This window comes from Caulobacter sp. X (assembly GCF_002742635.1).
GTDB lineage: Bacteria > Pseudomonadota > Alphaproteobacteria > Caulobacterales > Caulobacteraceae > Caulobacter.
This window is the reverse complement of record NZ_PEGF01000001.1, coordinates 1,835,711-1,859,889: the sequence shown is the minus strand read 5'-3', so window position 1 is coordinate 1,859,889 and position 24,179 is coordinate 1,835,711. Positions and strand designations below refer to the sequence as shown.

Here is a 24,179-nt window from a genome sequence, read left to right as displayed (position 1 = left end):
CCCGCACGCGCCGCGGCCCGGTAGCTCAGCAGGATAGAGCAGCGCTTTCCTAAAGCGAAGGTCGGGGGTTCGAGTCCCTCCCGGGCCGCCAGCGCCATGTCGGCACAACTTAGAACCGCCCTCAATCCAAGCTAAGACTGTCAACAATGCGACTTAGTCGCAGTCGCCTCATTTTCGGGCTTGGGTTCACGTTGCGCCAGAAGCAGAACTCGGCACACCCAGAGGCGACATTCAGATGATATGTTCCGCTGCAGGGGGACGCGACTGCGGAAACTGTATATTACTAGATTAAAGGGCCGATGCCTCGTCGCCCGTAACTCGACGCTAGCTATCGATAGCTTTCACGAAGATAAAAACGTTATCCTCACTCAGGCGGCACTTAGCAAACATAGCATTAGCAAATTGCGCATCCAGTGATGTGATAGGCTCATCGTGCTACACAGAAGCGGCCATCTCCCCGCCTTCGCCTGCCTGTCGATCCTGATTGCGGGCTGGGGGATCGCCCATGCCGCGCCCGTTAGCGTCGATATCCGCGCGGGAGCCCTTCAAGACGCGCTGTCGGAACTGGCTCGCGAAAGCGGCGTCGACATTCTCTACACAGCGGATCTGGTCCGCGGGCTCCGGGGTCAAGCGGTGAAAGGACGGCTCTCCAGCGAGCGCGCGCTTGCTCAACTGCTGGCCGGATCGGGGATCGACTATCGGATCACGTCCGACGGCGTCTTCGTGCTGTTTCCGAAGCCGACGCGGCCAATCGATCCTGGCGATGGCGCCATTTCGGAGGTTCTGGTCCTTGGCCGGCCGACACAGAACACCGACATTCGGCGTTCGGAGAACGACATCCAGCCTTACAAGGTGATGGGCGCGCGAGACTTGCGCTTCGCCGCGCAGGACAATGTTGGCCAATATCTGCGCGAGCGGCTGCCGTCCGACGGCCAGGTCGTGTCGCCCGCACAGCAGGTGGCCGGCAGCGGGGCGACAACTTCGGCGATCGATGTACGGGGCATAGGGCAACAGAGGACGCTGGTGCTGATCGACGGCCGGCGGATGCCCGGCATACCAACGCTGAGGTTGGGCCTCGCCCAGAGCGACATCAACGCGCTTCCGTTGGGCGCCATCGAGCGCATCGAGACGCTGACCTCGACGGCGGGCGGCATTCACGGACCAACGGCGCTCGGCGGCGTGGTCAATATCGTGCTGAAACGCGACTACCAAGGCGCCGACCTGACCGTGGCCTCCGGCCTGACCAGCCGCGGCGACGCCGGCCGCGCGCGCATCGAGGGGCGGATCGGTTTCTCGCCCGACGGCGGCGCGACCTCGATCATGCTGGCGGGATCCTATACGGCCGCCCAACGCTTGACGGTTGGCCAGCGGAACTATGCGCGGCGCTCCCTCGAGCGGCAGGCGCGGTACAATCCGGATGGTTATCTGGTCCAGGCTCGGCCGGTCAACGCGATCACGGTGCGTAGTGTCGGCGGCGACGCCCTGCGCTTGGACGACGGGACAGCGCTCAATAGCTATTTCACCTTCCTGCCGCTCGACTTTCAGGGCGCGGCGTCGGCGAGAAACGCCGTTCTGGCGGCCAATGCCGGTCAGCTTCCGACAACGCCCCCGAAGGGACTGGCCGGCGATGACACGACCCTTGTCGCGACGCCGAGTACGCGCTCGATCTTCTTCAGCGTTCGCCGCCCGATCGGAAGTCGGTTCGAATTGTTCGCCGACGGCTGGTCGCTCTACAACAAGGGTGAAGCGACGTTCCCGAAGGACTCAGGCCAGTATCGCACGGCCGTCGTGGCCGACGCGCCGACCAATCCGTTCGCCAATCCCATCTATATAAACTTCCCCTTGGCGGGCCTTGTCGACGTGAAGTCGGTCGATACGAACACGCGCCGGGTAACGACGGGATTGATCGCGACCTTGCCAGGACGCTGGCGGATTTCGACGGAATATACGATTGGCCGGACTTCCCAGGTCATCGACAGCGAAGGGTCGGTTCTCGCGACCACCTTCCTGCAGCCTTACCTAAACGGTGTGGTCGGCCCGCAGGGACAAGCGCCGATGCCTCCGTTCGGCGGCTTCGCGAACCTCGAGGCCGCCGTGATGGCCTACGCCGTTCCCAGCTACGAGCACTATCTCCTCAAGACCCAATTCAGCAGTGGGGTCGTTCGCGCCGCCGGACCGGTGATCGATCTTCCTCAAGGCCCGTTGACCGCGACCTTGCTGGCCGAAGTCCGGCGCGAGCGCATGCCCTCAGCGAACCGAGCTCAGGGCGGCGCCGGCGGGCCCGGCAGGGACTTCACGCCCGATCGGGTGCAATTTGTGAAATCGGGCTACGCGGAAATCCGCGCGCCGTTGCTGGGCCGCCAGGCACCGATCGCGCCCGCGCGAGGGCTCGAGCTTCAGTTGGCCGTACGACGCGACGACGTGCGAACGACGTTCCCCGACATGGCCTACACGGGCGCGGCCATGGTCAGGACCCGGGCCACCACCCACCATGACGCCAATGTCTTCACGATCGGCCTGCGGAGTTTCCCGCTCGAAAGGGTGATGGTGCGCGCGAGCTTGGCGACGGGCGAGACGCCGCCGGACATGAGCCAGCTTCAAGAACTGGGGATCGTGGTCACTTCCGCGGGCCTCAAAGACCCGCGGCGCGGCGGGCGATTGGTCACCGCTGATGGTCCTTTCCTGTGGGGGCGTACGGGTCGACATGACGTGGGGCAGGAAAGAGGCCTGACTCAGTCGGTCGGCTTGGTTTTCAACCCGTCGGAAGGCGACGGCCCTCGCCTTTCGATCGACGTGTCACGCGTTGATATCCGCGACGAGATCGGCAACCTCAACCTCGGCTATCAGGAGGTCCTCAACGACGAGGCGCGTTACGGCGATCAGGTCAAGCGCGAGCCCCTGTCGGCCGCCGACGCGGCGCTGGGCTATACGGGCGGACGCATCCTCGCCGTCTATACCGGCGCGAGCAACGTGGGGCGCACCGTGGCCGAGACCGTCGATCTCCAGCTCGACTGGCGAGCGCCTCGGCTGTGGGGCGGTGAGACGCAGGTCTACGGCGCCGCCACCTGGCAGCCGACGCTCAGGACCCGACGGCGCCCCGACGCCGACTGGCTGAACCGCGTCGGCTACCGCGACGGTCCGCTCAGGTGGCGAGGCAACGCCGGCGTGCAGTGGACGCGAGGGTCCACGGCGCTGGACTTGAACGCGCAGTATCTCGGCCGCTCCAGTCCGCTGTGGTCGCCGTACAACGGAACGATCCAAACGACCGCGAAAAACCAGGGACGGAGCTACATCCCATCGCGGGTCTATTTCGATCTTGCGGTCCGCCGACAATTCGCGTTCTCGGCGAGCCAGGCGCTCCGGACGCTGGAAATGCGGCTGGCCGTGCAGAACCTGTTGGACACCAGCCCGCCCATCGTCGCCGACCCAAGCCAGATGGGGTATGATTATCGTAGCGACCCGCGTCGTCGTCGCTTCGAGCTCAGCCTGTCCGGCCGTTTCTAGGGCGTGGTCGCCGAAAGTGTGGTCGGTTTCGGCGGCTGTCACCCTCTAAGTATCTGATTTAAAACCTGTCAGATTCAAACAATTCCATCTGAGGCTGACAGGCTCTGGGCGCGTGAGGGTTCGTCGCAAGCGTGCGTTCCCCCTTCCTAGGCGCGGTGGTTCCGCGCGATCCTGGAGGACAGCAGGTGTTCAAGCTCGCCCCGGTCGCCTTGGCGGCCCTCATCCTTTCGGCCTCGGCCTTGGGCGCCCCGGCCCAGGCGCAGGTCAAACCCTTCCCCGCCGACTTCAAGGTCCAGGACATCGCGACCAACGGCGCGAAGATCCACGTGCGCGTCGGCGGACAGGGACCGGCGGTCGTGCTGCTGCACGGCTATGGCGAGACCGGCGACATGTGGGAGCCGATGGCGGTCGAACTCGCCAAGACCCACACCGTCATCGTGCCCGACCTTCGAGGGCTTGGTCTGTCGTCCAAGCCGGCCTCCGGCGGCTATGACAAGAAGACCCAAGGCCAGGACGTGGCCGGCGTGCTCGACGCCCTAAAGGTCGGTCAAGTCGATCTCGTGACCCACGACATCGGCAACATGGTCGGCTACGCCTTCGCCGCCGAGCATCGCGACCGCGTCCGCCGCTTCGTGCTGATCGACGCGCCGCTGCCTGGCGTCGGGCCCTGGGAGGACATCCTCAAGAACCCGCTGCTTTGGCACTTCCGCTTTGGCGGGCCGGACATGGAGCGCCTCGTCGCCGGCCGCGAGCGCATCTATCTGGACCGTTTCTGGAACGAGTTCTCGGCCAATCCCTCGCGCTTCACCGAGGCCTCGCGCGAGCACTACGCCAAGCTTTACGCCCTGCCCGGCGCCATGCATGGCGGCTTCTCGCAGTTCGCCGCCTTCGACCAGGATGCGATCGACAACAAGGCGTTCATGGCGCAGGGCAAGCTGACCATGCCGGTCCTGGCCCTGGGCGGCGAGAAGTCGTTCGGACCGATGATGGCGACGGTGATGCGCTTCGCCGCCAGCAACGTGACCGAAGGCGTCGTGCCCGACTCCGGTCACTGGATCATGGAGGAGAACCCGAAGGCCACGGTGGCGATGGTCCGCGACTTCCTGGACGCCAAGCCGTGAGCCGCCGCCTCGCGCTCGTCGCGGCTGCGTTGCTGGCCCTGCCCGGCGCCGCCTTGGCCCAGGAACGCCAGCTGCGGCTGACCCCGTCCGAAGTCGCCGCCCTGACCGCCGGCGGCGCCACGGCGGGCACCTCGGGGGTCGCCGGCATCCGCACCACGGTTCTCTACGGCGACCCGACCAAGGCCGGTCCCTATACGATCGCCCTGCGGGTGCCGCCCAACATGCGGATCGCCGCGCACAGTCACCGCGACGACCGCACCGCCGTGGTCGTCTCAGGGGTCTGGAAATTCGGCTACGGCCGCAGGGCCGACGCGGCTCTGGTCAAGACCCTGCCCCCCGGCAGCTTCTACAGCGAGCCGGCAGGCGTGGATCACTTCGCCATGACAGGTCCCGAGGGCGCCAGCGTCTACATCTCGGGCTTTGGCCCCACCAGCACCGACTATGTCGAGGCGGCCAACGCGCCCAAGCCCTGACCTCATCGGCGCAATGGCAAGCAAAGGGAGCAAGGCGATCAGCCCTGCTCCCTTTTTTCGGCTTAGTGCCCGACCGCGCGCAGCACGATGTCCGCGAAGCCCTCGGCGGTCGCCTGGCGGTTCCAGTCGCGCTGCAGCTCGCAAGCCACCTGGATCCAGCTGACCGGCTTGCCGCCCGCCTGGACGACACGGTCGATACCGGCCTGGTGCGCCAGCGCCGAGGTGCCGCCCACGGCGTCCACGACCGCGAACACGTCATAGCCTTCGGCCAGCGCGTCGAGGGCTGGGAAGGCCAGGCAGACCTCGGTCCACAGCGCCACCATGATCAGCTTCTTTCGGCCGGTGGCCTTGACCGCCGCGACGAAATCCTCGTCCTCCCAGGCGTTGATGGCGGTGCGGTCGATGGGCCGGGCGTCAGGCAGCACGTCGGCGATCGGCTTGATGGTCGGCGTATTGAGGCCGGTGGCCACGTTGACCGTGGTCAGCACGACCGGAAGGTCGTAGAGCCGCGCGGTCTTGGCCAGGTTGACGACGTTGGCGATCAGCAAGCGCTTTTCCATCGTGACGATGGACGAGACCTGGACGGGCTGGAAATCGATGATCAGCAGAGCGGCGTTTCGCGGCGTCAGCAGATGATCGGCCAGCGGGTCGCGGATGGTGTTGGGCGATGTCATGTGGGTTCTCGCTCTTAGGGGTGTCGAGCGACGGCAGCTGTCGACAGGCCGAGCCCCTCGAGCCCGCGGCGCTCTGCTAGGGAAAACGCCGACTTTTTGAAAATCCTCAGCGAAATGCTGGTCTAGCGATGCGTCGAAACCAGCTCGTAGGTGTCGGCGTCGCGCGCGATCATGCGCACCGGCAGCACCTGGGAGATCGAGCGGCCGAACCGCCTGACGTCCCCGGTCTTGAAGACCCCGGTGATGCGCAGGGCGGCGACCTTGGGATCCCGGATGACGATCTTGACCCGCGTGTAGCGGTTCAGCAGTTCGACCGCTTCGGACAGCGGTTGATCATGAAACTCGACGACGTCCTGTTTCCACGCGAGCGCCTTGTCCAGATCGGTCGTTGTAACCTTGCCGGCGCCCGCCTTCGGCGCGGAGAAGGCCTGGCCAGGCTTCAGCTTGACCGCCGTAGTCGCCTTCCCTCCGGACGCCATGCCGACCGAGACGCTGCCCTCGGCGAGCACCACCTGGAGCCCGCCCGACAGCAGGCTGACGTCGAACTGAGTGCCCAGCGCCGTGATGACCCGCTCGGCAGCCTGGACCGCGAACGGATGCTCGCGATCGTGCGCGACGTCGAAGAAGGCGCGGCCGTTCAGGAGGCGGACATCGCGCCGCCCGTCGGTGAAGGCCACGTCGATCGCGCTGTCGGCGTCCAAGGTCAGACGCGTTCCATCGGGCAGATCGACGATGGATCTTTGGCCCGCGCCGGTGATGTAGTCGGCGCGTCCGAACGCGGCGAGCGATGGCGCGGCGGTGATCGCCACCGGGGCCGGCTCTCCGGGCGCGTCGAACCATCCTTGTTTCAGGCCGGCGAAGAGGGCGGCGGAAACGACCATGGCCGCGATCGACGCGGCGATCAGCCTGGGGCGGAGCGGCCCGAACCTCGGCTCGGGTCTCGCCCGCCGAGCGGCGCGCGTCAGCGCGGCGATCAGGTCGTTGTCGTCGGCGTCGTCGAACACATCCCAGACGCGATGCGCCTGGATCCAGGCCTCTCGGTTTTCCTCGCTCGCCTCCAGCCAGGCGGCGAACTGTTCGCGCTGCGGCGAGCGATCCAGGTCATCGCGCGCCAGCCATCGCGCGGCGGCCTGGGCGGGCGTCACGGCGTCGCGGCTCATCGGGCGCCTCCCACATGGGCCATCAGGTGCTCGATGGCGCGGGCCATGTGCTTCTCCACGGCGCTGACGGACAGCCCCAATTGCTGGGCGATGGCCTGATGGCGAAGGCCGTCGATCCGGCGAAGCAGGAAGATGGTCCGGGTGCGTTCGGGCATGGTCATCAGAGCTGCCGCCGCCGCATTCAGGGCCTGCTTGCCGGCGTAGATGCGCGCCGGGTCGAAATCCTGCTCGCCATGAAGTTCCGGGTCCAGCGCGACATGCTCTTCGGCCCGCCGGACCGTACGCCGTCGGTAGCGGTCGGCCAGCACGCTGGCGGCGATCTGGAAGATGTAGGCGCTGGCGTGATCGGCGTTGTCAGGGGTGCCTCGTACAGTCAGGCGCAGGAAAACCTCCTGGACCAGATCCTCCACCTCGCCCGCGTTGCGGATCCGCCGGCGGAAGTAGGAGGCCAAGGGGCCTCGCATCGCCGCGGCCTGCCGCGCGAAGGCGTCCGCGCGCGCCGCGACGTCCGAAGCATCCCTCATGGGCCCCTCTCGCGCCATTCCCATCAGAGACTCCGCCGCCTGTCCAACGACCAGGAGAGATGCGTGGTCATAAGGGCGGAACGCAGCCGCGCGCGAAGCCCTCACCTTCGCCGCAAGACGGTGAGGAAATTTCAGCGACCTGCGTTCGACCGGGAGGAGGGGCGCAGAGATTGGGGATGTAGGATGGGTATTGTCGACAAAGGCCGGGACGCCGTCGGCGGACGGACATTGGCGCTCACCCCGTGGCAGGAGCGCAAGGTGCTGCGATACGTCGAGGAACATCTCGGCCGGCCGATCAGGACGCCGGAGCTGGCCAGTCTGGTCGGTCTCAGCATCAGCCAGTTTTCTCGTCGCTTCAGGGGCAGCTTCGGGCTCCCGCCGTGCGAATACATGATCCGCACCCGCCTCGATCGCGCCAAGGCCCTGATGCGGCAGAGCCGCGCGCCGCTCTGCGAAATCGCCCTGGACAGCGGCTTCTGCGACCAGGCCCACATGTCGCGGCTTTTTCACGCTTTCGTCGGCGACACGCCTCGCCGGTGGCGTCGCGAGAACATGATTGCGATTTGACTGCTCACCCCTCCATCGAAAGGCTCCCAAGATGACCGTGAACACGCTCTTGCCCAGCAAGCTTGGATTTGGCGCCGCCCCTCTGGGCAACATGTTCCGCGACATTCCCGACCAGGAAGCCCTGGCGACGGTGGAAGCCGCCTGGAACGATGGCATCCGCTACTTCGACAATGCCCCCTTGTACGGGGCGGGCCTCGCCGAATTGCGCATGGGCGAGGCGCTGGCGGACAAGCCTCGCGACCAGTACGTCATCAGCACCAAGGTGGGCCGGATCATTCTGGACGAAGTCGAGTCCCCGCAAGACCGCGATCTCGGCGAAAAAAGCGGCGTCTTCCAGCATGGCCGTCCGAACAAGGTCGTGAACGACTATTCCGAGGACGGAACCTACCGCTCGATCGAGGGCAGCCTGAAGCGGCTGCGCACCGATCGCATTGACCTCGTTTTCGTCCACGACCTGGCGCAGGACTTCTATGGCGACGCATGGCTCGGCGCCTTCGAGACCGCGCGCCTGGGCGCCTTCAAGGCGCTGGATCGGCTCAAGGACGAGGGCGTCATCAAGGGCTGGGGTCTCGGCGTCAATCACGTCGAACCGATCGAGCTGTTGCTGGCTCTGGACGCGCCCCGCCCGAACGTCTTCCTGCTGGCCGGACGCTACACGCTGCTCGATCATGACCGCGCCCTGCAACGGGTGACGCCCAAGGTCGCCGAGCGCGGCCTGGGGATCGTCGTCGGCGGCCCCTATAGCTCGGGCGCTCTGGTTGGCGGACCGAACTTCGAATACGCCCCCGCCGGCCCGGCGATCCTCGACAAGGTCGCCCGCATCAAGGCCATCGCCGATCGATACGGCGTCAGCATGAAGGCGGCGGGTCTGCAGTTCTCGCTGGCCAATCCCGCCGTCGCCGCCGTCATTCCGGGCGCGAGCCGCCCCAGCCGCATCTCCGAGGATCGCGCTGCTCTGGACGCCGTCGTCCCTGCTGACTTCTGGCGCGAGCTCCGTCAGGCTGGCTTGGTCCACCCGGCCGCGCCCTTACCGAGAGGCGCATGATGGCTAGGTTTAGCGGTCCCAGGGCGGCGCGCCCTTGAAAGCGTCCGCGAGGAAATCGGTTGAAGCGGAAATAGAGCCAGATCGCGTGCCGGATGATCTCAGGCGGAAACCGATGACGCTTGAACGAGAGGCGCTTCAGGCGGGCTTGGGGTTCGAGGACAGCGTCAGCTTGTCGGGTGGGGTTTCTGGGCCAGCGTTAAGTTGTGGCCCCAAGTTGGCGAATTTGCCACTTCGTTCCGTTTCAATGGGTTAGCCACACGGCGTTAAGTTGTCGCGACACGCCAGAAGTTTCTCTGTCCATTCGCTCCGGTTCGATTGGCTACCTAACGCCTTCGCGGTCGGTTCTTGATCGGCTGACAACCTGAAAATTCCATTCTTCGTTCTTGCAACTTATGGCGTTAATTTTACCCTTGGTTCGCAGTGTCGACGGGGCGCTCGCCGACTTCGAGGCTGAGGGGTGTGGGTGGACCAGAACGGAGATCCTTCCGCGGAGGACAGCCAAACCGGCGAGGTTTTTGAGGCCGCCGGAAGACTGGCCAGGGCCGGCCGTTGGGACGAGGCTCTCACGCTCTATGAGCGGGCGGCGCTCGAGACTCCGGATATCGCGGGCCTCTTCCAAGCGCTCGGCGACGCCCGCGCGCGCGCCGACCAGGCCGTTCCGGCGGCTCAGAGTTATCTCGCAGCGCTGGAACGCGAGCCGCTGAACACCATTCTGCTCGACAAGCTGGCCGATCTCCAACGGCGCAGCGGCGATCCCGCCGGGGCCGAAGAGACCCAGGCTCATGCGCGAGCGCTGCGGGCCGCCGGAATTCGCCGAGACTTCGATACGCCTCTGCCTCTGGTCGGGGTCGAGGACTTACCGTCCATCTATCTGGACCTGGTTCGCAAATGCCTGACCTATCTGTTGTGGGACGGCGCCGATGGTCCGGCGCTTGAATTGCATCCGCTGCGGCCGGCCGTAAGCCTGGCCCGGCTCTTCCAAAAGCTGACCGGCCGGGCCCGAGAGCCTTCGATCGAGGCCCGCCGGCAGGGCCAGGACTGGCCCGCGCGCGCGCTGACCATGGTTGGCGAGGCGCGTCTTGAGAATATCCAGGCGTGTGTCGAACGGGCGATGCGCGACGGCGTGCCGGGCGACCTGATCGAGGCGGGCGTGTGGCGCGGCGGCGCCGCCATCTTCATGCGCGCGATCCTGAAAGCCTATGGCGAGCCGAACCGTACGGTATGGGCGGCCGACTCCTTCCAGGGATTGCCCCGGCCGGACCTTGATCGGCACCCGGCCGACCGGGGCTACGACCTTTCGGTCTGGCGGACCCTGGCGGTCGACCTGGAGGAGGTGCGCGGTAATTTCGCGCGTTTCGGTCTGCTCGACGACCAGGTTCGGTTTCTGCCGGGCTGGTTCGCCGAGAGCCTTCCGTCAGCGCCGATCGAGCGTCTGGCGGTGATGCGGCTGGACGGCGACCTCTACGGCTCGACCATGGACGCCTTGACCGCCCTCTATCCCAAACTGTCGCCGGGCGGCTTTGTGATCTTGGACGACTATTACAACTCTCCCCCCTGCGGCCAGGCGGTCAACGACTTCAGGGCGCGCGAGGCGGTGGACGCCCCCTTGATCAAGGTCGACTGGTCCGCCGCCTACTGGCGCAAGCCCTAGCTCCCACCCGATTGACGGATCCCAGGCCTTGCCCGTTTCCCCTCCCGTCCGTGCTATCGAAGCCTGGCTTCAGGACCTCGCGGCGGCGCCGTTCGAAGACGACGCGGCGCACACCCTGTTCATCCTGGACAACGACTTCGGAGAGTTGACCACCGTCATGTACTGGGTGCTGGGGCAGCCCGGCTTCCACAAGGCGCGCGTTCTCGTCAGCCAGCGCCTCTATGACACCAACGCCGACGTGCTTCCGGGCCGATTGTCTCTCTGGAGAAGCGAGCAGGATCTCGTCGAGGCGATCCATCGTCACCGTCCTCGGCTCGTCGTCCTGGCCTCCGGTTATCTGATGCCCGTCCACGGGCTGCTCTCGCCCGAGGCCTTGCAACGCATTCTGCTTGTCGCGGAGACGCAGGGCGCGACCACGATCACCGCGGATCCGTTCATGGGAGTCATCACTCGGCCGCCGGGGCAGCCCATCGAAGAGCTGATCTCGATCCAGATCCCCGAGAACGCCCCCGCCCAATTGCGCGCGGCCAAGAAGCTGGGCGACGACATGCTGCGCACCAGACTTGGCGGAGCCGAGGCGGTGCTGCGCGATCTTCCCCATCTGTACCCGTCGCACACTGACATGAGCGGCCTGGAAGCGCGTTCGCACGACGACCGCAACCTATCGTTCTTCAACGCCGCTCTACGGGCCCCCGCCGAATTGCTCGAGGCTGCGCGGATGGGCGAGCCTTCCTACTGGATGTTCCTGATCGCTCAGGCCGACCACCAGACCCAATGCATGTTCATGGGCCCCAGCGCCTTCGCGCGCGTCGTCGCCGACCGGTTGGAGGACGCCACGCGCTTGGGACGCCGCGCCATACTTCTGGGGCCGTCCGAACTGCTCAGCGATGTTCGCCTGTTGGTGGGCGAAAATCGCGATGTCGAACTCTTGCCGTTCTGCGCCTTCAGTCGCGCGATGGCGCTGCTGCTGGCGGCGGAGTACTGCTTCTACTGGAACCTGGTTTCCCACTCGATCATCATGCAGCTGTGGAATGGCCGGCCGATCATCCTGTTCGATCAGGGGCATCTGGTCCGGGCCGCGCCGACCATCCGCGAGCGCATCATCGCCTGGTATTACCAGGGCTGGGATCCGCCGCAGATCGACCAGACCGAGCCCCTGTCCCTGGAGCGGCTGGCGACGGCTCTGGATGGATACGCCGACCGCCGCGAGGGCTTGATGGCCCGCTATGGTCGGGCGCCCTCATCCGAGGCCCTACTGAACAGCTTGCTCGCGGGCCGTCGACCGGCGGCCTGACCCAAACGCCTCGGCGAGCAGGCGATCCAGACCGGCCCATTTGGCCCTTATCGGCGCCAGGTCTTCTTCTCGCCAGGCCGGGCCAACGGCGCGCTCCAGCCCGGTGGCGACGATCGCCCCGCCCGAGAAGTCTCGCCGACGCGCATGCAGCCAGAGATCCGCCAGCCGCAAGGGCGGCGGAATCCAGGGATCCAGCCCGCCGGTCGCCAGCAGCACCTCTCGGCGCATCAGCAGAAGGTCCGCGCGGGCGGGCGGGGTCGTCTCCGCGGCCAGGGCCGCGACCAGATCCAGCCGTTCGGCGTTCAGCCTGGCGATCGCCGCTTCCACCGCCGTCCGATCGCGCGGGACCGCGTCGGCGCCCAGAAGGCACACGCCCGCCTTGCCAGAAGCCCTGACCTTGGCGACGGCCTCTCCCGGATCGTCGGGCGACCGGGTCGTCTCGACCTGGAAGCCCAGCGTGGTCAGGGCGGCGACCGCCTCGTCTCCAAGGGGGCCGAGAAAGAGAAAATCTTCCGGGGAAAGCGGCGACCGCGCCAGCGGTTCATATTGGAAGGGCGGCAGCGGACCCGTGCGACGCAGCGGCAAGCCCATGCGCTCAAGGGCTTCGTCGGCCAGGCGCCGCCACATGTCGAAGGCGGCCGCGGGCGTCAGGTCCTCGCTCGCCCGGTCGCCGTGGAGGCGATAGCGGTAGAGGACGGCGTCAAGCAGCGCGAAGGGGCCCGTTTCCTCGAGCTGAAGGAACATGTCGCAGTCTTCGCCCGCGCCCATGAACTCCGCATAGCCTCTCCAGCCTTCGGTGCGCTGATAGGCCGACCGACGGATCATGTAGGGCTGGGCCTGATTGAAGACGTCCGCGACCATGCCTTGCTGATAGGCGCGCGGCGCGAAGGGGAACCACTGCGGCTGGTCCACGGGCGCGCCGACGCCGTCGATGAAGCACCGACGCGCTCGGATCAGGCTGGCCCAGGGGTTTTGCCGAGCACAGTCCAGAAGCCGTTCGACCGCCTCCGGCGCAAGCTCGTCGTCGTCATCGAGCGGCAGGATGTAGTCGCCCTCGGTCCGGGCGCTCAGGAAATGTCGGGCCTTGGCGATGCCCTGGTTCTCGGTGAACCAGATGCGGATGCGCGGATGATGGTCCGCTTGCAGAGCCAGGAGGATCTCGCGCGAATCCTGGTCGCCGCCGTCCCAGACCAAGGACAGGCGCCAGCGGTCGGACGTCTGCGCCAGCACCGAGCGGATGCAGGGTTCAAGATAGCGACCCTTGAAGACGGGCACTTCGACGGAGACCATCATGGGGGCCCGCCTCTCGGATCGTCGCGCAGGGCGGCGAGATTGTTCAGATCGATCAAGGGCGAGGCCAGGCGGGGATCGCGTAGCGTCTCCAGGAACGCCGCGTGGCGCGGATGACTTGGAAAGTGCACGGCGCGTTCCATGAAGGCTTCGCGCGAGAAGGTCCCCCAGTTCACGAGTTGCTGGAAGAAGACGAAGTCGGCGCCCACCTCGCGTCCCAGCTCGGCGAAGGCTGGCATCTCCGCGAAATTGTTGTCCTGGACCACGAAATTCAGCGTGTAGAGCTTGAGCTGTCCCTCGGCGCGCAGCCGGCCGATGAACTTCAGGTTCGTCAGCAGCAGGTCGAAGTCGCCGCCCCGGTTGAGAGCGTAGGTTTGGGGCGAGGCCGCGTCGACCGAGACGCAGGCGACCTCGATCGCGGCTCCGCCCAGCTGGTCCCAGGTCTTGCGGGTGAACAACAGGCCATTGGTGCCCAGTCCTATGCGCAGATTGGGATGATCGTTCGCGTTCAGCCCTCGCAGGAAGTGCTGGAATATGCTGCTGGCGAAGGCGTCGCCGCTGCCCGTGAAGTGGAGGACGCCGACATGCGCTAGATGATCGCCTCGCGTCGCCCAGTCCTGGATCGCCAACGCCGCGGCCTTGGCCTGGCCCTTCAGCGTGATGAGCTCCACGCGGCAGGTCGGGCAGGCCAGGTTGCAGGAGCGATCATAGTTCATGGTCAGGCTGGTCGGCCCGCGCGGCAGATGGGTCACCCGGCCGTGGATGATCGCCCGCAGGTAGGGATCGGTGATGTCGGAGCGCCGGGGAAGCTTGCGGGTCCGCAATGCGCCGCACGTGCGCTCGCGGCAGTGTGAAAAGCTGCCGTCCAGGATCGAGGCGCGGACAGCCTGGGCCTGGGGTGAGTTCCAGACATCCATGAACTCGCCATCCGCGGCGTCGCCCACGGCGGTCGGGAGTTGCAGGGGGCAGCAGAGAAAGGTGCGCCCGCCTTGGGCGATCTCCGCCGTCAGGAACGGCTTCTCGCAGAAGAGGTCCGAATAGTCGCCCACATTGGGCGTGGAGACCTGCAGGTCGTTTATGCGTCCCAAGAACTCCGCGACGATCGGGTAGTCGCGAATGGCCAGCAACGAGCGCACGCCTTCGCGCTCGAAAGCGACCTTGTCTTCGCCTTTCAAGAGCGCGGCGAGGTCCGTCTCGAGCCTGGCCAGCAACACCGCGACGCGTCGCGCATGACGTTCGGAAAGCGCCTCGGCGATATCCTGGTCCAGGCGCAGATAGGCCTCCAGGAACGCCATGTCGTCGCCGCCTCGCCGCGCGGCGTACGGGCCCGGCAGGAGTCGCAGGGGCGCCACGTCCCGCGCATCGGCGTCCTCGAGATACGCCGCCAACAGGTCGTCCTTGCAGGCGTGGACGAGGCGCGTGGCGGATGGCGGCAGCGTGGCCGCGTGACTGAAGGGCGCGGCTTCGGGCGGCGCTTCGCTCGTCGTCGAAGCGCTCCTTCGCCCACGCCCTTCGGCGCTGATCGGCCCCCGCTTGAGGTGATCCGTGGGGCGCGTCCCGTCCATGTTCCAGCTCCCTGACCGCGCGCTCTACACCCGAATAAGTGGATAAATCTGGATTTACAACCAAGAATAATGTGCTTAAGCTTTACGGGTCGTGGAGAGGTTTCGGGGGCGAGGCTCAAGCGCGACTGCGGGCCAGGCGTCCGTCGGGTTGATCCCGTGCAAGGTCTGGCCGCTCAGCCGAATGCCGTCTTGCTAGGCTCCCAACTCCTGAAGGCGGCGGCGCTCCGGCGCTGACCTGTCCGCCTCTGCGAACCGGTATCGCGTCCTTCACGAACCTCCACAAAGGCCTTCAAGCCATGAGCGCTACTGACACCTTCATCGCAACGCTAACCCAGACACCGCAGGACGCTCAGGCGCTGCTGACGAGCTTGAACCAGCTGAACGGCGACCTCTCGGAGATCATCAAGGTCCTCGGCTATTCAAAGACCGTCGACGACGACCTGGCCAAGCTGGATCAAGCCCTGACGGTCACCATCGAGGCGCTCGAGATCGTCTCCGTCGTCCCCGAGGTCGGCGAGGCCGCCGCTGGCCTGAAGACCGCCGTGACGGCGCTCAGCGAAGAGGTCAAGCCAGCCCACAAGGCCGCCGACGAGATCGAGGCCGAGGTGAAGCCGCTGCGCGATGGGCTGCAGACGATCCAGAAGTATCTGCAGGACCTGATCGACGCGGTCGCCAAGGTGCAGAAGGAATCGACGACGTTCCTGCACGACTTCACCGCCGTCGTCTCCTGCATCAATAGCCTGCCGGACGGCGCCTACAAGACCCAGGGCCTGGCCTATCTGGACAGCTTCTCCGCGGCGGCGCAGCCCGTCGTGGCCACCCTCAACACCGCCCTCGTCGACGCCAACAGGGTGATCGCCGAATTCTACGGCGCCTTGAAAGCCATTGAGCAGGCCCTCAATCCGCTTTCGGCCATCGCGTCGGCGATCGAAGACGTGTTGAGCGTGCTGCAGCCGGTCACCGACTTGCTGAGCCAGCTCGAGAACGACCTGATGAACATCAAGATCACGGTGCCCGTGCCCTATCCCGTGACCATCAGTCTCTATGACATCTTCAAAGACGCCTCGGTCTTCATCTTAGAGGCCTTGGCGCCCATTCAAGACCTCGTCAACGAGGTGCTCAGCGCCCTGAATATCTCGCTGCCGAGCATTCCGGGCCTCAGCGACCTGCTCAATCTGACGATCCACATTCCCGACATCCCGGACTTCAGCGCCCTGCTGAAGGCGATCGACGATGCGCTCAATTCACTGCTCTCGCTGATCCCGAAGTTCTCGTTGACCTGCCCGCCGAGCGGTCCGGACGCGCAAGTCCCCAACGGCGGCGTCTTCGAGGTCTAGACGGGGAGCGCCCCGAAGGGATACGGCGACGGGATCCTTTCGGGGCAAGCACCTTTTGGCGAAGATACTTCTCTTTCCCTTGAGCAACGTCTTGGGCCACCTGGGGCGAACCCTGGCTCTCGCGGAGGCGCTGGCGGCGCAAGGTGATGAGGTTTGCGTCGCGCTCTCTCGGACGCATGCGCGCCTCCGCCAGGTCCTCCCGGCGCGGGTGCGCGTCGCGCCGACGCTGGAACTTCCCCCGGCGCACACGCCTCGCGGCGGACTCTTGGCGTCTCTTGGCGAGGGAGGCGCGGCGGATCAGGAGAACCTCGCAAGGTCTGGCCAGACGCCCAGGCGCGAGTGGGCGCGTCGCAACGAGCGTCTGAAGGCGATGCTGGCGCGAGACGCCGAGATCCTGGCGGCGGAACAACCCGACGCCATCGTCGTCGACGGTCGGGCCACGCCCGTGCTGCTGAAGGCGCGACAGCCCCTGTTCCATCTCGCCAACTGGCTTGGCTACGCGTCCTTCATGCAGAGGGTCCGTGGCGCGCCGCCCTTTCCGCTGGGCGAAGGTCAGCTGCTCATCCCGGGCGTGGAGGCGATAGAGGGCAGGGCGGATCGGCCGGGGATGTTCTTTGGGCCGATGGTCTGGGCCGGATGGACGCGGCTTTCCAGCGCGTCTCCTCCTGGACCGTCGGACATCCTGCTGTCCTTCGGCAGCACGGGAGAGGCCGGGCGTCTGGCGCCCTGGCTGGCGCGAAACCTTCCGGGCCGCTATCGCGTCTCCGCCCTGGGCGCCGTCTCGCTGGAGGGGCGCCCCGACGCGGCCGTCTTTCCGGCCGGGCCCTTGGCGCCGCACCTGGCGCTCACGCGCGTGGTGCTGTGCCACGGCGGCCATGGCACGGTGATGGAAAGCCTGCTTAACGGCCGTCCGCTGATCGTTTTCCCCCGCAATATCGAGCAGTTGGAAATCGGCCGACGCATTCAGCGCCTGGGGCTGGGACGACTGGTCGACCGCCCGCGTAATGAGCTGGAGCCCGCGCGTCTGGAGGCGATGATAGAGAGCCTGGTCGCCGATCCTCGCGTCCACGCCGAACTCGCCCGCGTTTCGGCCCTGTTGCGCGCGCAGTCCGGCGCCGCCGGCGCGGCGGCCGCTCTCCGCGAGGCCCTGCCGTCGGCCTAGAGGCGTTCGTGAATGAATCCCCCGACCCTAAGACCGTTGGCGGCCACGGTCAGGCTGGGATTGATCGCGCCGCTCGACGGGAAGAAGGACGCATCGACGACGTAGAGATTATCCAACTGGTGAGCGCGGTTGGACGGGTCGAGGACGCTGGAGCTTGGATCTTCGCCAAACCGGCAGGTGCCGCATACGTGGCCGTAGTTCAGGTTGTCGTCGCCCAGGGGGACGACATGCACCCTCATGCGAGGGGACAACACCTCGGTCAGCCGGCGGCGAAACCTGTTGGCGCGATCAGCCAGTTCCGTGGGATAACGGTATTCGAAGCGGAAGCCCCCGGGACTTGCGCCATCGAGAACCACCCGGTTCTCGACATAGGGCAGGTCCTCCATGATCGTCGCCATCAGCGTCGCCCCGCGCAGGTCGCGGGCGGCCATCCGCGCGGCCCGCTTGGCGAATCCGGAGGTCTTGCGACGCCAGCGGACAGGATCGCGATCCGCCGCCGCCATCAGGAGGGATTCGATGATCGGAGCCTCCAGCCGCCGACCAACCGCCTGGAAGGAGCCGAGCTTGAAGCCTTCGTCGTCATAGAAGTCGTTCAGGGTCAGTCCCTTGCGCGGCCCATCCGACGAACGCCATTCGCCTGGATCCACCGCCACCAGATCGGTGGCGTGCAGCATGAGATTCCGTCCAACCATGCCAGAGCCGTTGGCAAGGCCGTCCGGGTGTTCCGAAGACCGCGACCGGAGCAGCAGCGCCGGCGTCATCCAGGCGCCGGCCGCCAGTACGAACATCCGCGCCTTGAGGGTCTTCCGCTCGCCGCCCCTGTCCACGACCACGCCGACCACGCGCCGGCCATCGGCCTCGAAGCCCACGGCTTCGCACTCGGGAAGAATTCGGGCGCCGTATCGCTTCAGGGCCGGGGCGACGAAGCGATTGCCCGCGTCGCTCTTGCAGCCGGAAATGCAGATCTCATCGCAGTCGCGACAGCCCGGAATGTCCGCGAGGCCGACGTGCGAGCGATAAGGATGCAGGCCGAGGTCTTCGAACGACTCGAAGAGCGACCTGTCTCGATCGCTCATCGGGGCCGGCGTTCGGAGGGGAGCCTCAAGGTCCGGCTCCAGGGGGTCGGGCGATCCCGACACGCCAAACAGCGCCTCCACGCGCCGATAGAATGGGACCATTTCAGCCAGGTCGACTGGCCAAGCCTCAGGCAGATTGGCGTCCGCGGCGTTCGGATACCAGGCGCGCGGCGCGAAGTCCGACGCCCGAAAGCGCTCCAGCTGGGCCGAATAGAGGCCGGTTGATCCTCCGGTGCCACAGCCCATGGGCCCCATGAAGTCGAGGTCGCCAAAGCTGGCTCGACCTTTCAGCCGATCCGGCCAGCGCCCGGAGCGCATCAGGCCTTCCCTGAGGCTCTTCGGAGGCTTGTCCCAACCCGCCCGAGCATGCGGTCCGTGCAGAAGCTGGCCGCGCTCGACGAACAGCACGCTCCTGCCCATGCGCGCCAGTTCGTGTCCGACGGCGCCGCCTCCCATGCCGGCGCCCACCACGATGACGTCCCAGAGGTCTCGCTCTGGCTCGGACGGGATCGGACTGGAAGATGACAAGCAGGACTCTTTGGAGCTTGGGCTTCTGTAAGGCCTAGCTGTACCTTGTCGAGCATATTAGCGCATAGCTACCAGGAGTAGTTTTTCGCCGGGCGCGCCTCGGCGGAGCTTCGATCGGGGCTGGAACGTCAACGCCCCAGATCGCGTGAGCTCCTAAGGCGCGGGACGAGGTCGCCGCCATGGCGGCGGCTCAGGCGGGGTGGGCGGCAAGCGCCTGATCACGCCGATGCCTGATCATGTCGAAGCCCGATCAAGCCAATGGACAGCGCCAGGCCATGTGGACGGCCCGGCGCGCCGGCGAGAAGTCCCAGCCCCGGCCTGACCTGGTCCGGGGCTGGGGCAGGGTCGGTCTAATTCTTCGTGACCGGCGGGGGTTCCGCCTGCAAACCATTCGAGGTCGGTTGAATGTAGCGCTTTGCGGTGAGCCGCGCCGCGGCCGCCGCCGGCGACACGATGCCGACCGTCTCCGGGGAGAAGCCGCCGCCGCCCGCGCCGAAGAACAGGAAGCTGAAATCGAACCCGTTCTGTGTCTGGGCGACGCCGTGACAACCTTGGCAACCGCCCATCGAGAAGTTCTGGCCTCCGGAGAAGTGATAGTCGATCACGTTGACCTGGTTTCGCAGGTTGGTGAGCGTCCCCTTGGTGATCGGGGGGAAGCCGCGGAACAGCTGAATGCCCGGTTGGCTGCTCTCGACGACGATATTGGCCAGGTAGAAGTCCTTGGTCGTCTCGTCGTTGGTCGGGATCGCCTGCACCCCGGCGAGCCTGTAATATTGCCAGACAAACTGGTTGTTGAAGCCTGGAATACCTTGCATCGCGGCCAGCGCCTGGGCGTTGACCCTCGCGACATCGGGAACGAGCTTCACCGGTTGGGTGACCGGGATCGTGACCAGATTGTTGACGACCTTGGCGCCCGGGAAGCCGGTCGTCGCGCCCAGCGGAAGCGGCGTCGAAACGCCGTTGGGCTTGGCGACGGGGGCGGTGACGGAGAAGCCGATGTTAGGGTTCTGCACGGTGGTCCCGCTTGGCGGGAAGGTCGTCGTGCTCGGCGTGGCGTAGGCGACCTTATTGTAGGACGGCACATAATAGACGCCCGATGGCTGCTTGGTCGCCTGATTGGTGAGCGTGTCGACCTGCTCGAACGTCGCGAAGATAAACGCGGGATAGTTCTGCGTCTTGTGGATCAGGTGCAGGGCGATCAGCGCATAGGTCTGGGTTTGCGCGACCGGGGCGGTGTCAGTGCCGCCATACGTGATCACCGTCGCGGTGTGATAGCGATAGCGCTGAGCCTGAGGGATCGAAGAGATCGGGCGCCACGCGGCCTTCACCTCGACCGTGCCGGTCGGCAGGGTGATGGCGGGCGAGAAGTGGAAGGGCCCGAACTGCGGCTTTAGCGAAGCGTAGTTCTGGTTGACGAAGTTCCACTCATATTGATTGGCGCGGGCTTCGAACAGCACCTGGGCGTCCGTGGCCGGGTTTGGGCGCCCGGGCGTGGTCGGATAGAAGAGGCTGTTCTGGCCAATCTGGGTGGCCTCGTCGAGATTGTTGTAGGGCAGCGACGGCGCCCCCTGGATCGAGACCTTGCTGCAGGCTGTGCCGCCACTGTTGGCGATGACATAGGTGGGCGGAGCGTTCCAGGGCTGCGGCGGCGTCGGCGACGCATTGCCGCCGCTGATACTGCACGGCAGCAGCTCCGTGCGGTGCTGGTAGGTCTCCCACACCAGCGGACCGGCGGCGCTGCTCGCGCCGGAAGTCGAGAAGCTGCCGCCGGGGACCCCGCGGTTGCTCGATGAGGCGGGAGAGACCGCCGAGATGAACGACAGCCAAGCGAAGGTGGCGAGATCGCCATGGCCTACCGTGTTGGCCGGGGTGCGATAGATGTCGGCCGGGATCAGCGGGTTGGCCGCGGTCATGTCCGCGGTGCTGAGCGTTCGTCCCGCGGCGACCGGCGGCCCGAACGGCGGAAGCAGGGGCGCCGAAGCTGACGCGGCGGCCTGGGATGAGTCTGGCGGGGGCGCGGTTTGCGGCGTCGCGCTCCAGAGCGTGGTGCCCACGGTCGTGATGGCGCCGGCCATCACCAATAGAGACGCTGCCTTCAACTCGACCTCCTGAAATTAGACGTGTGGTTGCTCCGATAAAATAATCACGCATGAAGTGTATCATTGGCCTAGAGCCGCCGCAATGCGCGTCCAGGTGTTATTTCGCGGTTGGTCGTCCCTACGGACCTATGCCGTCGACGGCGGCGACCCAGCGTCCGTCGGCCATGCGCCACGCATCGACATGGTGCATGCCCTTGGCGTTCCAGCCCGCGCCGGAAGCGCCGAGGATCGCGCTTTCAGCGGCCTCGCGCTCGCTGAAGCGATCGACGCCAAGCTCCGCGATCTCGAAGGCGCGGACGCCGCCGCCGTAGCGCGCGCCGCAATCCTGGGCGAAGCGGAGCGGCCGGCCGCCGGACAGGACGACGCGTCCGCCAGGGCGCGCGCGGCGCTTGTCGGCGCGGATCAGCGGGCTGGAGGGATGCTGAGCCCAGGGACCTTCGAGGGCGTCGGCATGGAAGAGCGCGAGCATGTCGTGCCGCGATGGCGACGGACAGGCGAACATCCACCAGCGCTCCTCGAAGCGGAACGGGGTCGGATCGGCCAGTTCGCCCAGGACCAACTCGGCGACCGGCGTCCAGCGGCTGGGAAAGGGATCGGCGCGGTACAGGCGCACGGCGCCGGCGCCCAGCGTCTCCGGCGTCATGTAGATCTCCCCGCGATAGGCGAAGACATGCGGGTAAGAGAGGTGGAACGGTTCGCGAAGGACGATCCCACCATAGCGCCACGCGCGCAGATCGCGGCTGCTGGCCCAGCCGATTTCGCCCACGCCGCGGCCATGGTGGAGAACTTCGAAGAACAGATGCCATTCGTCTCGATGCGGCAGCAGGAACGGATCGGCGACGAAGGCGGCGGGGACGTCGGTGACCTGCTCGCGCGTCAGGATCGGGTTCGCAAGGCCAGGGATCGGCGCGAGGTGAAGCGGATCGGGTCCGGCATAGAGACCGATCGACCAGGGATCCCCGGGAAGCGGCGACAGGGTCATGCGAGCGCGCCGATCTCACGCGCGTCGGCGCACCAGCGCGCCTTGTAGGCCTCATCGCCGCGCAGGAAATCCAGTTCGGCGAGGCCCCGCGCGCAGGCCTCGCGCAGCGCGGCGTGGATCATCAGGGCGCCCGGAGAGAAACCGGCGAACGCGGCGTCGAAGCCCGCGTTCCAATAGCCCAGACTGTCGGCGCCGAGCATGCAGAGGTTGAGGCCCACGATGCGGTCTTCGGCGCGCAGCGCGAAGGGAATGACGACGCCCGCCTGACAAAGTCCAGGCAGCGCCCGCTCGACGAAAGCGCGCGCGGCGGGATCGCGCGCGAACAGGCTGCGCTCGCCGAACCGGTCCTTGTGGAGATCAATAAAGCGCGCGGCGAGATCGGGGGGTGCGTGCTCCGGCCGGGCGACGCTCAGCCCCGCGCGGGCGGCGCGGCGCTCGAGCTGGGCGAGGTCGCGACGGAAGCGCGGCGTGCGCGCGGCCAGCCAGGCGTCGTAGCCGGACGATAGGTCGGCGAAGGGGCAGGTGAACGTCTTTTCGGTCAGCACGGCGCCGGGCTCGGCGCGCAGGCATTCCGCGTCGGGACGGACGCAGCCCAGTTCAAGGGCGGAGAAGCGGCGGCGGGCGAACATCATCAGCCGCCGCGCGGCCGCCAGGTCGTCTCGGGCGACGACCGCGTCGTTGTAGTCGGCGAGCCGCGTCGCGAAGCCCACGGTTCCGCGCGACGTATCGGTTGCCAGCGGCAGGACGCCGACCAACTGGCCCCCGCGCGAGGCGACGACCAGCTGCGGAGAAAGCTCGCGCGTCGCGCCAAGCGCCGCGAGATACCAGTCCGGACCGCTGAAGGCGCGGTTGGCGCGCGAGCGGCCAAGCAGCGCCCGCCATTCGGGGGCGAGCGCCTCGATCGCGTCACGATCGGTGATCAGCCGGCAGGCGACGCCGCCGACCGCGATTTCGAGATCGGCGGCGATCTGCGCCGGATCCGCATGGACCAGCGTGGCGAGGCCCGCGACCGGCGGCTGGGGCGCGCCAGGAGGGGCGTTCCAGACAAGATGGCGCATCGAGGGCAGGGTTTCGATCTCTCCCCGAAGCCCGTCGTCGCGCAGCAGCGCCATCGCGGCGCCCGTCTTCAGGCCAGGGCGCGAGGCGACATCGACGGCGAAGCGCTCGGGATCGACCAGGCAGTCCGCCAGCAGGTCGAGCTGGCTGGTCCCCGTGGCCGCGCGGGACATGAGGTGCGCCGGCGGGCCGCCGTGGAGCCGCGCGCCGATCTCGACCAGCGCGGGACCATCCTCGTCGACGATGATCTCGCAGTGTCCGGCGCCGTGGCGGATCCCCAGCGCGTCGAGCACCCGCGCCGCGAAGCCGAACAGCATGTCCGCGAGCGGTCCTTCGGGGGGCAACAGTTGCTTGGTCGAGAGCAGTCCAACGGCCGCGAAACCGGGCGGGGGCTTGCCATAGGCCCAGAGCGCCGCGAGGCGGTGGCGGCCGTCGAGGCTGACGGTGTCGACGACATACTCGCGCCCCTTCAGAAACTGCTGGGCCAGCACGGTCTCGTTGGCCGATCCCAATCGATCGACGGCGCCGTGGATCGCGGCGAAGGCCCGCGCGGCCTCGTCGGGCGTTGCGCATAGCCGCACGCCTTCCGATCCCTTGGCGCGACGGGGCTTGAGAACCGCCGGCCAGCCCCCCTCTGCCTCGATCCAGGCGAGCAGTGTTTCGAGGGTGTCGGAGGCGATCTGGCGCGGCGTGCGAATGGCTTGCGCGGCCGCCGCCTGGCTCATCATCAGCTTGTCGCGCCGCGCCGGACTCAGCGACACGCCGTTGCCGGGCAGCCAGAGCGCCTCGGCCAGCTGGTCGGCGAGCTCCACGCCGCGTTCGGAGCCGGCGACCACCTGCTCCACGCCCAGCCTGCGCAGCGTGGCGGCGGTCTCGGCGATATCCGCCGACCAAGGGGCCAGATGCGCGAAGTCCGCGGGATCGAACGACACCGCTTCGCTTGCCGGAACCTCGGGCGTGCTTCCCACCATCACCGCCGCCGCGCCACGGTCGGCCAGGGCGGGCGCGAGCATGGATCCGGCGTCGTACGGGTCGACGATCGCGATGATCCGCATTCCAGATCAGCGGGCC

At 66.9% G+C, this 24,179-nt stretch carries 18 protein-coding genes and 1 tRNA gene; 10 read left to right on the top strand and 9 right to left on the bottom strand.

Annotated features, from left to right (window positions below; all coding sequences use genetic code 11):
- Positions 1-14 precede the first annotated feature (14 nt).
- From CSW60_RS08575 to CSW60_RS08560, 4 genes are all read left to right on the top strand, one after another.
- A tRNA-Arg gene (locus tag CSW60_RS08575) sits at positions 15-91 on the top strand.
- Positions 92-432: 341 nt separating this feature from the next.
- Positions 433-3,504 (top strand): TonB-dependent receptor, encoded by a 3,072-nt coding sequence (locus CSW60_RS08570; RefSeq protein WP_099536856.1) that lies wholly within the window; start codon positions 433-435, stop codon positions 3,502-3,504.
- A gap of 185 nt (positions 3,505-3,689) precedes the next feature.
- Positions 3,690-4,625 (top strand): alpha/beta fold hydrolase, encoded by a 936-nt coding sequence (locus CSW60_RS08565; protein WP_099536855.1) that lies wholly within the window; start codon positions 3,690-3,692, stop codon positions 4,623-4,625.
- Complete coding sequence (locus tag CSW60_RS08560) at positions 4,622-5,098, top strand: cupin domain-containing protein (RefSeq protein WP_099536854.1); 477 nt, start codon at positions 4,622-4,624, stop codon at positions 5,096-5,098. Before CSW60_RS08565 ends, CSW60_RS08560 begins: the two co-directional genes overlap by 4 nt.
- Positions 5,099-5,160: 62 nt before the next feature.
- Here CSW60_RS08560 and CSW60_RS08555 read toward each other — a convergent pair whose 3' ends face one another.
- The 3 genes from CSW60_RS08555 to CSW60_RS08545 form a co-directional block, all read right to left on the bottom strand.
- The gene (locus CSW60_RS08555; protein ID WP_099536853.1) at positions 5,161-5,772 is read right to left on the bottom strand and encodes a hydrolase; all 612 of its coding nucleotides are present in this window, start codon (positions 5,770-5,772) and stop codon (positions 5,161-5,163) included.
- A 122-nt stretch (positions 5,773-5,894) separates the two neighbouring features.
- Entirely contained in the window at positions 5,895-6,932 is a 1,038-nt protein-coding gene (locus CSW60_RS08550) for a FecR domain-containing protein (RefSeq protein WP_099536852.1), read from the bottom strand.
- Positions 6,929-7,456 carry an RNA polymerase sigma factor gene (locus CSW60_RS08545; protein WP_161495634.1) on the bottom strand — a complete coding sequence of 176 codons (528 nt, stop codon included), beginning with the start codon at positions 7,454-7,456 and terminating at the stop codon, positions 6,929-6,931. The genes CSW60_RS08550 and CSW60_RS08545 overlap by 4 nt, the downstream gene beginning before the upstream one ends.
- Positions 7,457-7,639: 183 nt before the next feature.
- Between CSW60_RS08545 and CSW60_RS23090 the strand changes: the two genes are divergently transcribed.
- The 4 genes from CSW60_RS23090 to CSW60_RS08525 all read left to right on the top strand — a co-directional run bounded on the left by CSW60_RS23090 (position 7,640) and on the right by CSW60_RS08525 (position 12,013).
- The gene (locus CSW60_RS23090; RefSeq protein WP_143324144.1) at positions 7,640-8,023 is read left to right on the top strand and encodes a helix-turn-helix domain-containing protein; all 384 of its coding nucleotides are present in this window, start codon (positions 7,640-7,642) and stop codon (positions 8,021-8,023) included.
- 31 nt (positions 8,024-8,054) lie between these two features.
- Positions 8,055-9,068, top strand: coding sequence for an aldo/keto reductase (locus CSW60_RS08540; RefSeq protein WP_099536850.1), 1,014 nt, complete (start codon positions 8,055-8,057; stop codon positions 9,066-9,068).
- A 463-nt stretch (positions 9,069-9,531) separates the two neighbouring features.
- Positions 9,532-10,719 (top strand): TylF/MycF/NovP-related O-methyltransferase, encoded by a 1,188-nt coding sequence (locus tag CSW60_RS08530; RefSeq protein ID WP_201722995.1) that lies wholly within the window; start codon positions 9,532-9,534, stop codon positions 10,717-10,719.
- Positions 10,720-10,747: 28 nt separating this feature from the next.
- Positions 10,748-12,013 carry a hypothetical protein gene (locus tag CSW60_RS08525; RefSeq protein ID WP_099536849.1) on the top strand — a complete coding sequence of 422 codons (1,266 nt, stop codon included), beginning with the start codon at positions 10,748-10,750 and terminating at the stop codon, positions 12,011-12,013.
- On the opposite strand, the gene CSW60_RS08520 is transcribed toward CSW60_RS08525, so the two are convergent.
- Both CSW60_RS08520 and CSW60_RS08515 read right to left on the bottom strand, forming a co-directional pair.
- Positions 11,972-13,306 carry a glycosyltransferase family 2 protein gene (locus CSW60_RS08520; protein WP_099536848.1) on the bottom strand — a complete coding sequence of 445 codons (1,335 nt, stop codon included), beginning with the start codon at positions 13,304-13,306 and terminating at the stop codon, positions 11,972-11,974. The genes CSW60_RS08525 and CSW60_RS08520 overlap by 42 nt on opposite strands.
- A complete protein-coding gene (locus CSW60_RS08515; RefSeq protein ID WP_099536847.1) occupies positions 13,303-14,868 on the bottom strand; it encodes an SPASM domain-containing protein in 1,566 nt (521 codons plus the stop codon). The genes CSW60_RS08520 and CSW60_RS08515 overlap by 4 nt, the downstream gene beginning before the upstream one ends.
- A gap of 296 nt (positions 14,869-15,164) precedes the next feature.
- Here CSW60_RS08515 and CSW60_RS08510 point away from each other — a divergent pair, with 296 nt between their 5' ends.
- Together CSW60_RS08510 and CSW60_RS08505 are read left to right on the top strand one after the other, a co-directional pair.
- The gene (locus CSW60_RS08510; RefSeq protein WP_099536846.1) at positions 15,165-16,205 is read left to right on the top strand and encodes a hypothetical protein; all 1,041 of its coding nucleotides are present in this window, start codon (positions 15,165-15,167) and stop codon (positions 16,203-16,205) included.
- A gap of 265 nt (positions 16,206-16,470) precedes the next feature.
- A complete protein-coding gene (locus tag CSW60_RS08505; protein ID WP_143324143.1) occupies positions 16,471-17,367 on the top strand; it encodes a glycosyltransferase in 897 nt (298 codons plus the stop codon).
- Here the strand turns inward: CSW60_RS08505 and CSW60_RS08500 are convergent.
- The 4 genes from CSW60_RS08500 to CSW60_RS08485 form a co-directional block, all read right to left on the bottom strand.
- Entirely contained in the window at positions 17,364-18,971 is a 1,608-nt protein-coding gene (locus CSW60_RS08500) for a GMC oxidoreductase (protein ID WP_143324142.1), read from the bottom strand. The two genes, CSW60_RS08505 and CSW60_RS08500, sit on opposite strands and share 4 nt — an antisense overlap.
- Positions 18,972-19,321: 350 nt before the next feature.
- Positions 19,322-21,070 carry an exo-alpha-sialidase gene (locus CSW60_RS08495; protein ID WP_143324141.1) on the bottom strand — a complete coding sequence of 583 codons (1,749 nt, stop codon included), beginning with the start codon at positions 21,068-21,070 and terminating at the stop codon, positions 19,322-19,324.
- A gap of 118 nt (positions 21,071-21,188) precedes the next feature.
- Positions 21,189-22,052, bottom strand: coding sequence for a hypothetical protein (locus CSW60_RS08490; protein WP_099536842.1), 864 nt, complete (start codon positions 22,050-22,052; stop codon positions 21,189-21,191).
- Positions 22,049-24,163 (bottom strand): GNAT family N-acetyltransferase, encoded by a 2,115-nt coding sequence (locus CSW60_RS08485; protein WP_099536841.1) that lies wholly within the window; start codon positions 24,161-24,163, stop codon positions 22,049-22,051. The genes CSW60_RS08490 and CSW60_RS08485 overlap by 4 nt, the downstream gene beginning before the upstream one ends.
- Positions 24,164-24,179 lie beyond the last annotated feature (16 nt).

What these genes read in the sequence shown, in the direction of transcription:
- CSW60_RS08555 (WP_099536853.1), bottom strand. Translation starts at nt 5,772, where the DNA reads ATGACATCGCCCAACACCATCCGCGACCCGCTGGCCGATCATCTGCTG.
- CSW60_RS08550 (WP_099536852.1), bottom strand. Translation starts at nt 6,932, where the DNA reads ATGAGCCGCGACGCCGTGACGCCCGCCCAGGCCGCCGCGCGATGGCTG.
- CSW60_RS08545 (WP_161495634.1), bottom strand. Translation starts at nt 7,456, where the DNA reads ATGAGGGATGCTTCGGACGTCGCGGCGCGCGCGGACGCCTTCGCGCGG.
- CSW60_RS23090 (WP_143324144.1), top strand. Translation starts at nt 7,640, where the DNA reads ATGGGTATTGTCGACAAAGGCCGGGACGCCGTCGGCGGACGGACATTG.
- CSW60_RS08540 (WP_099536850.1), top strand. Translation starts at nt 8,055, where the DNA reads ATGACCGTGAACACGCTCTTGCCCAGCAAGCTTGGATTTGGCGCCGCC.
- CSW60_RS08520 (WP_099536848.1), bottom strand. Translation starts at nt 13,306, where the DNA reads ATGATGGTCTCCGTCGAAGTGCCCGTCTTCAAGGGTCGCTATCTTGAA.
- CSW60_RS08515 (WP_099536847.1), bottom strand. Translation starts at nt 14,868, where the DNA reads ATGGACGGGACGCGCCCCACGGATCACCTCAAGCGGGGGCCGATCAGC.
- CSW60_RS08510 (WP_099536846.1), top strand. Translation starts at nt 15,165, where the DNA reads ATGAGCGCTACTGACACCTTCATCGCAACGCTAACCCAGACACCGCAG.
- CSW60_RS08490 (WP_099536842.1), bottom strand. Translation starts at nt 22,052, where the DNA reads ATGACCCTGTCGCCGCTTCCCGGGGATCCCTGGTCGATCGGTCTCTAT.
- CSW60_RS08485 (WP_099536841.1), bottom strand. Translation starts at nt 24,163, where the DNA reads ATGCGGATCATCGCGATCGTCGACCCGTACGACGCCGGATCCATGCTC.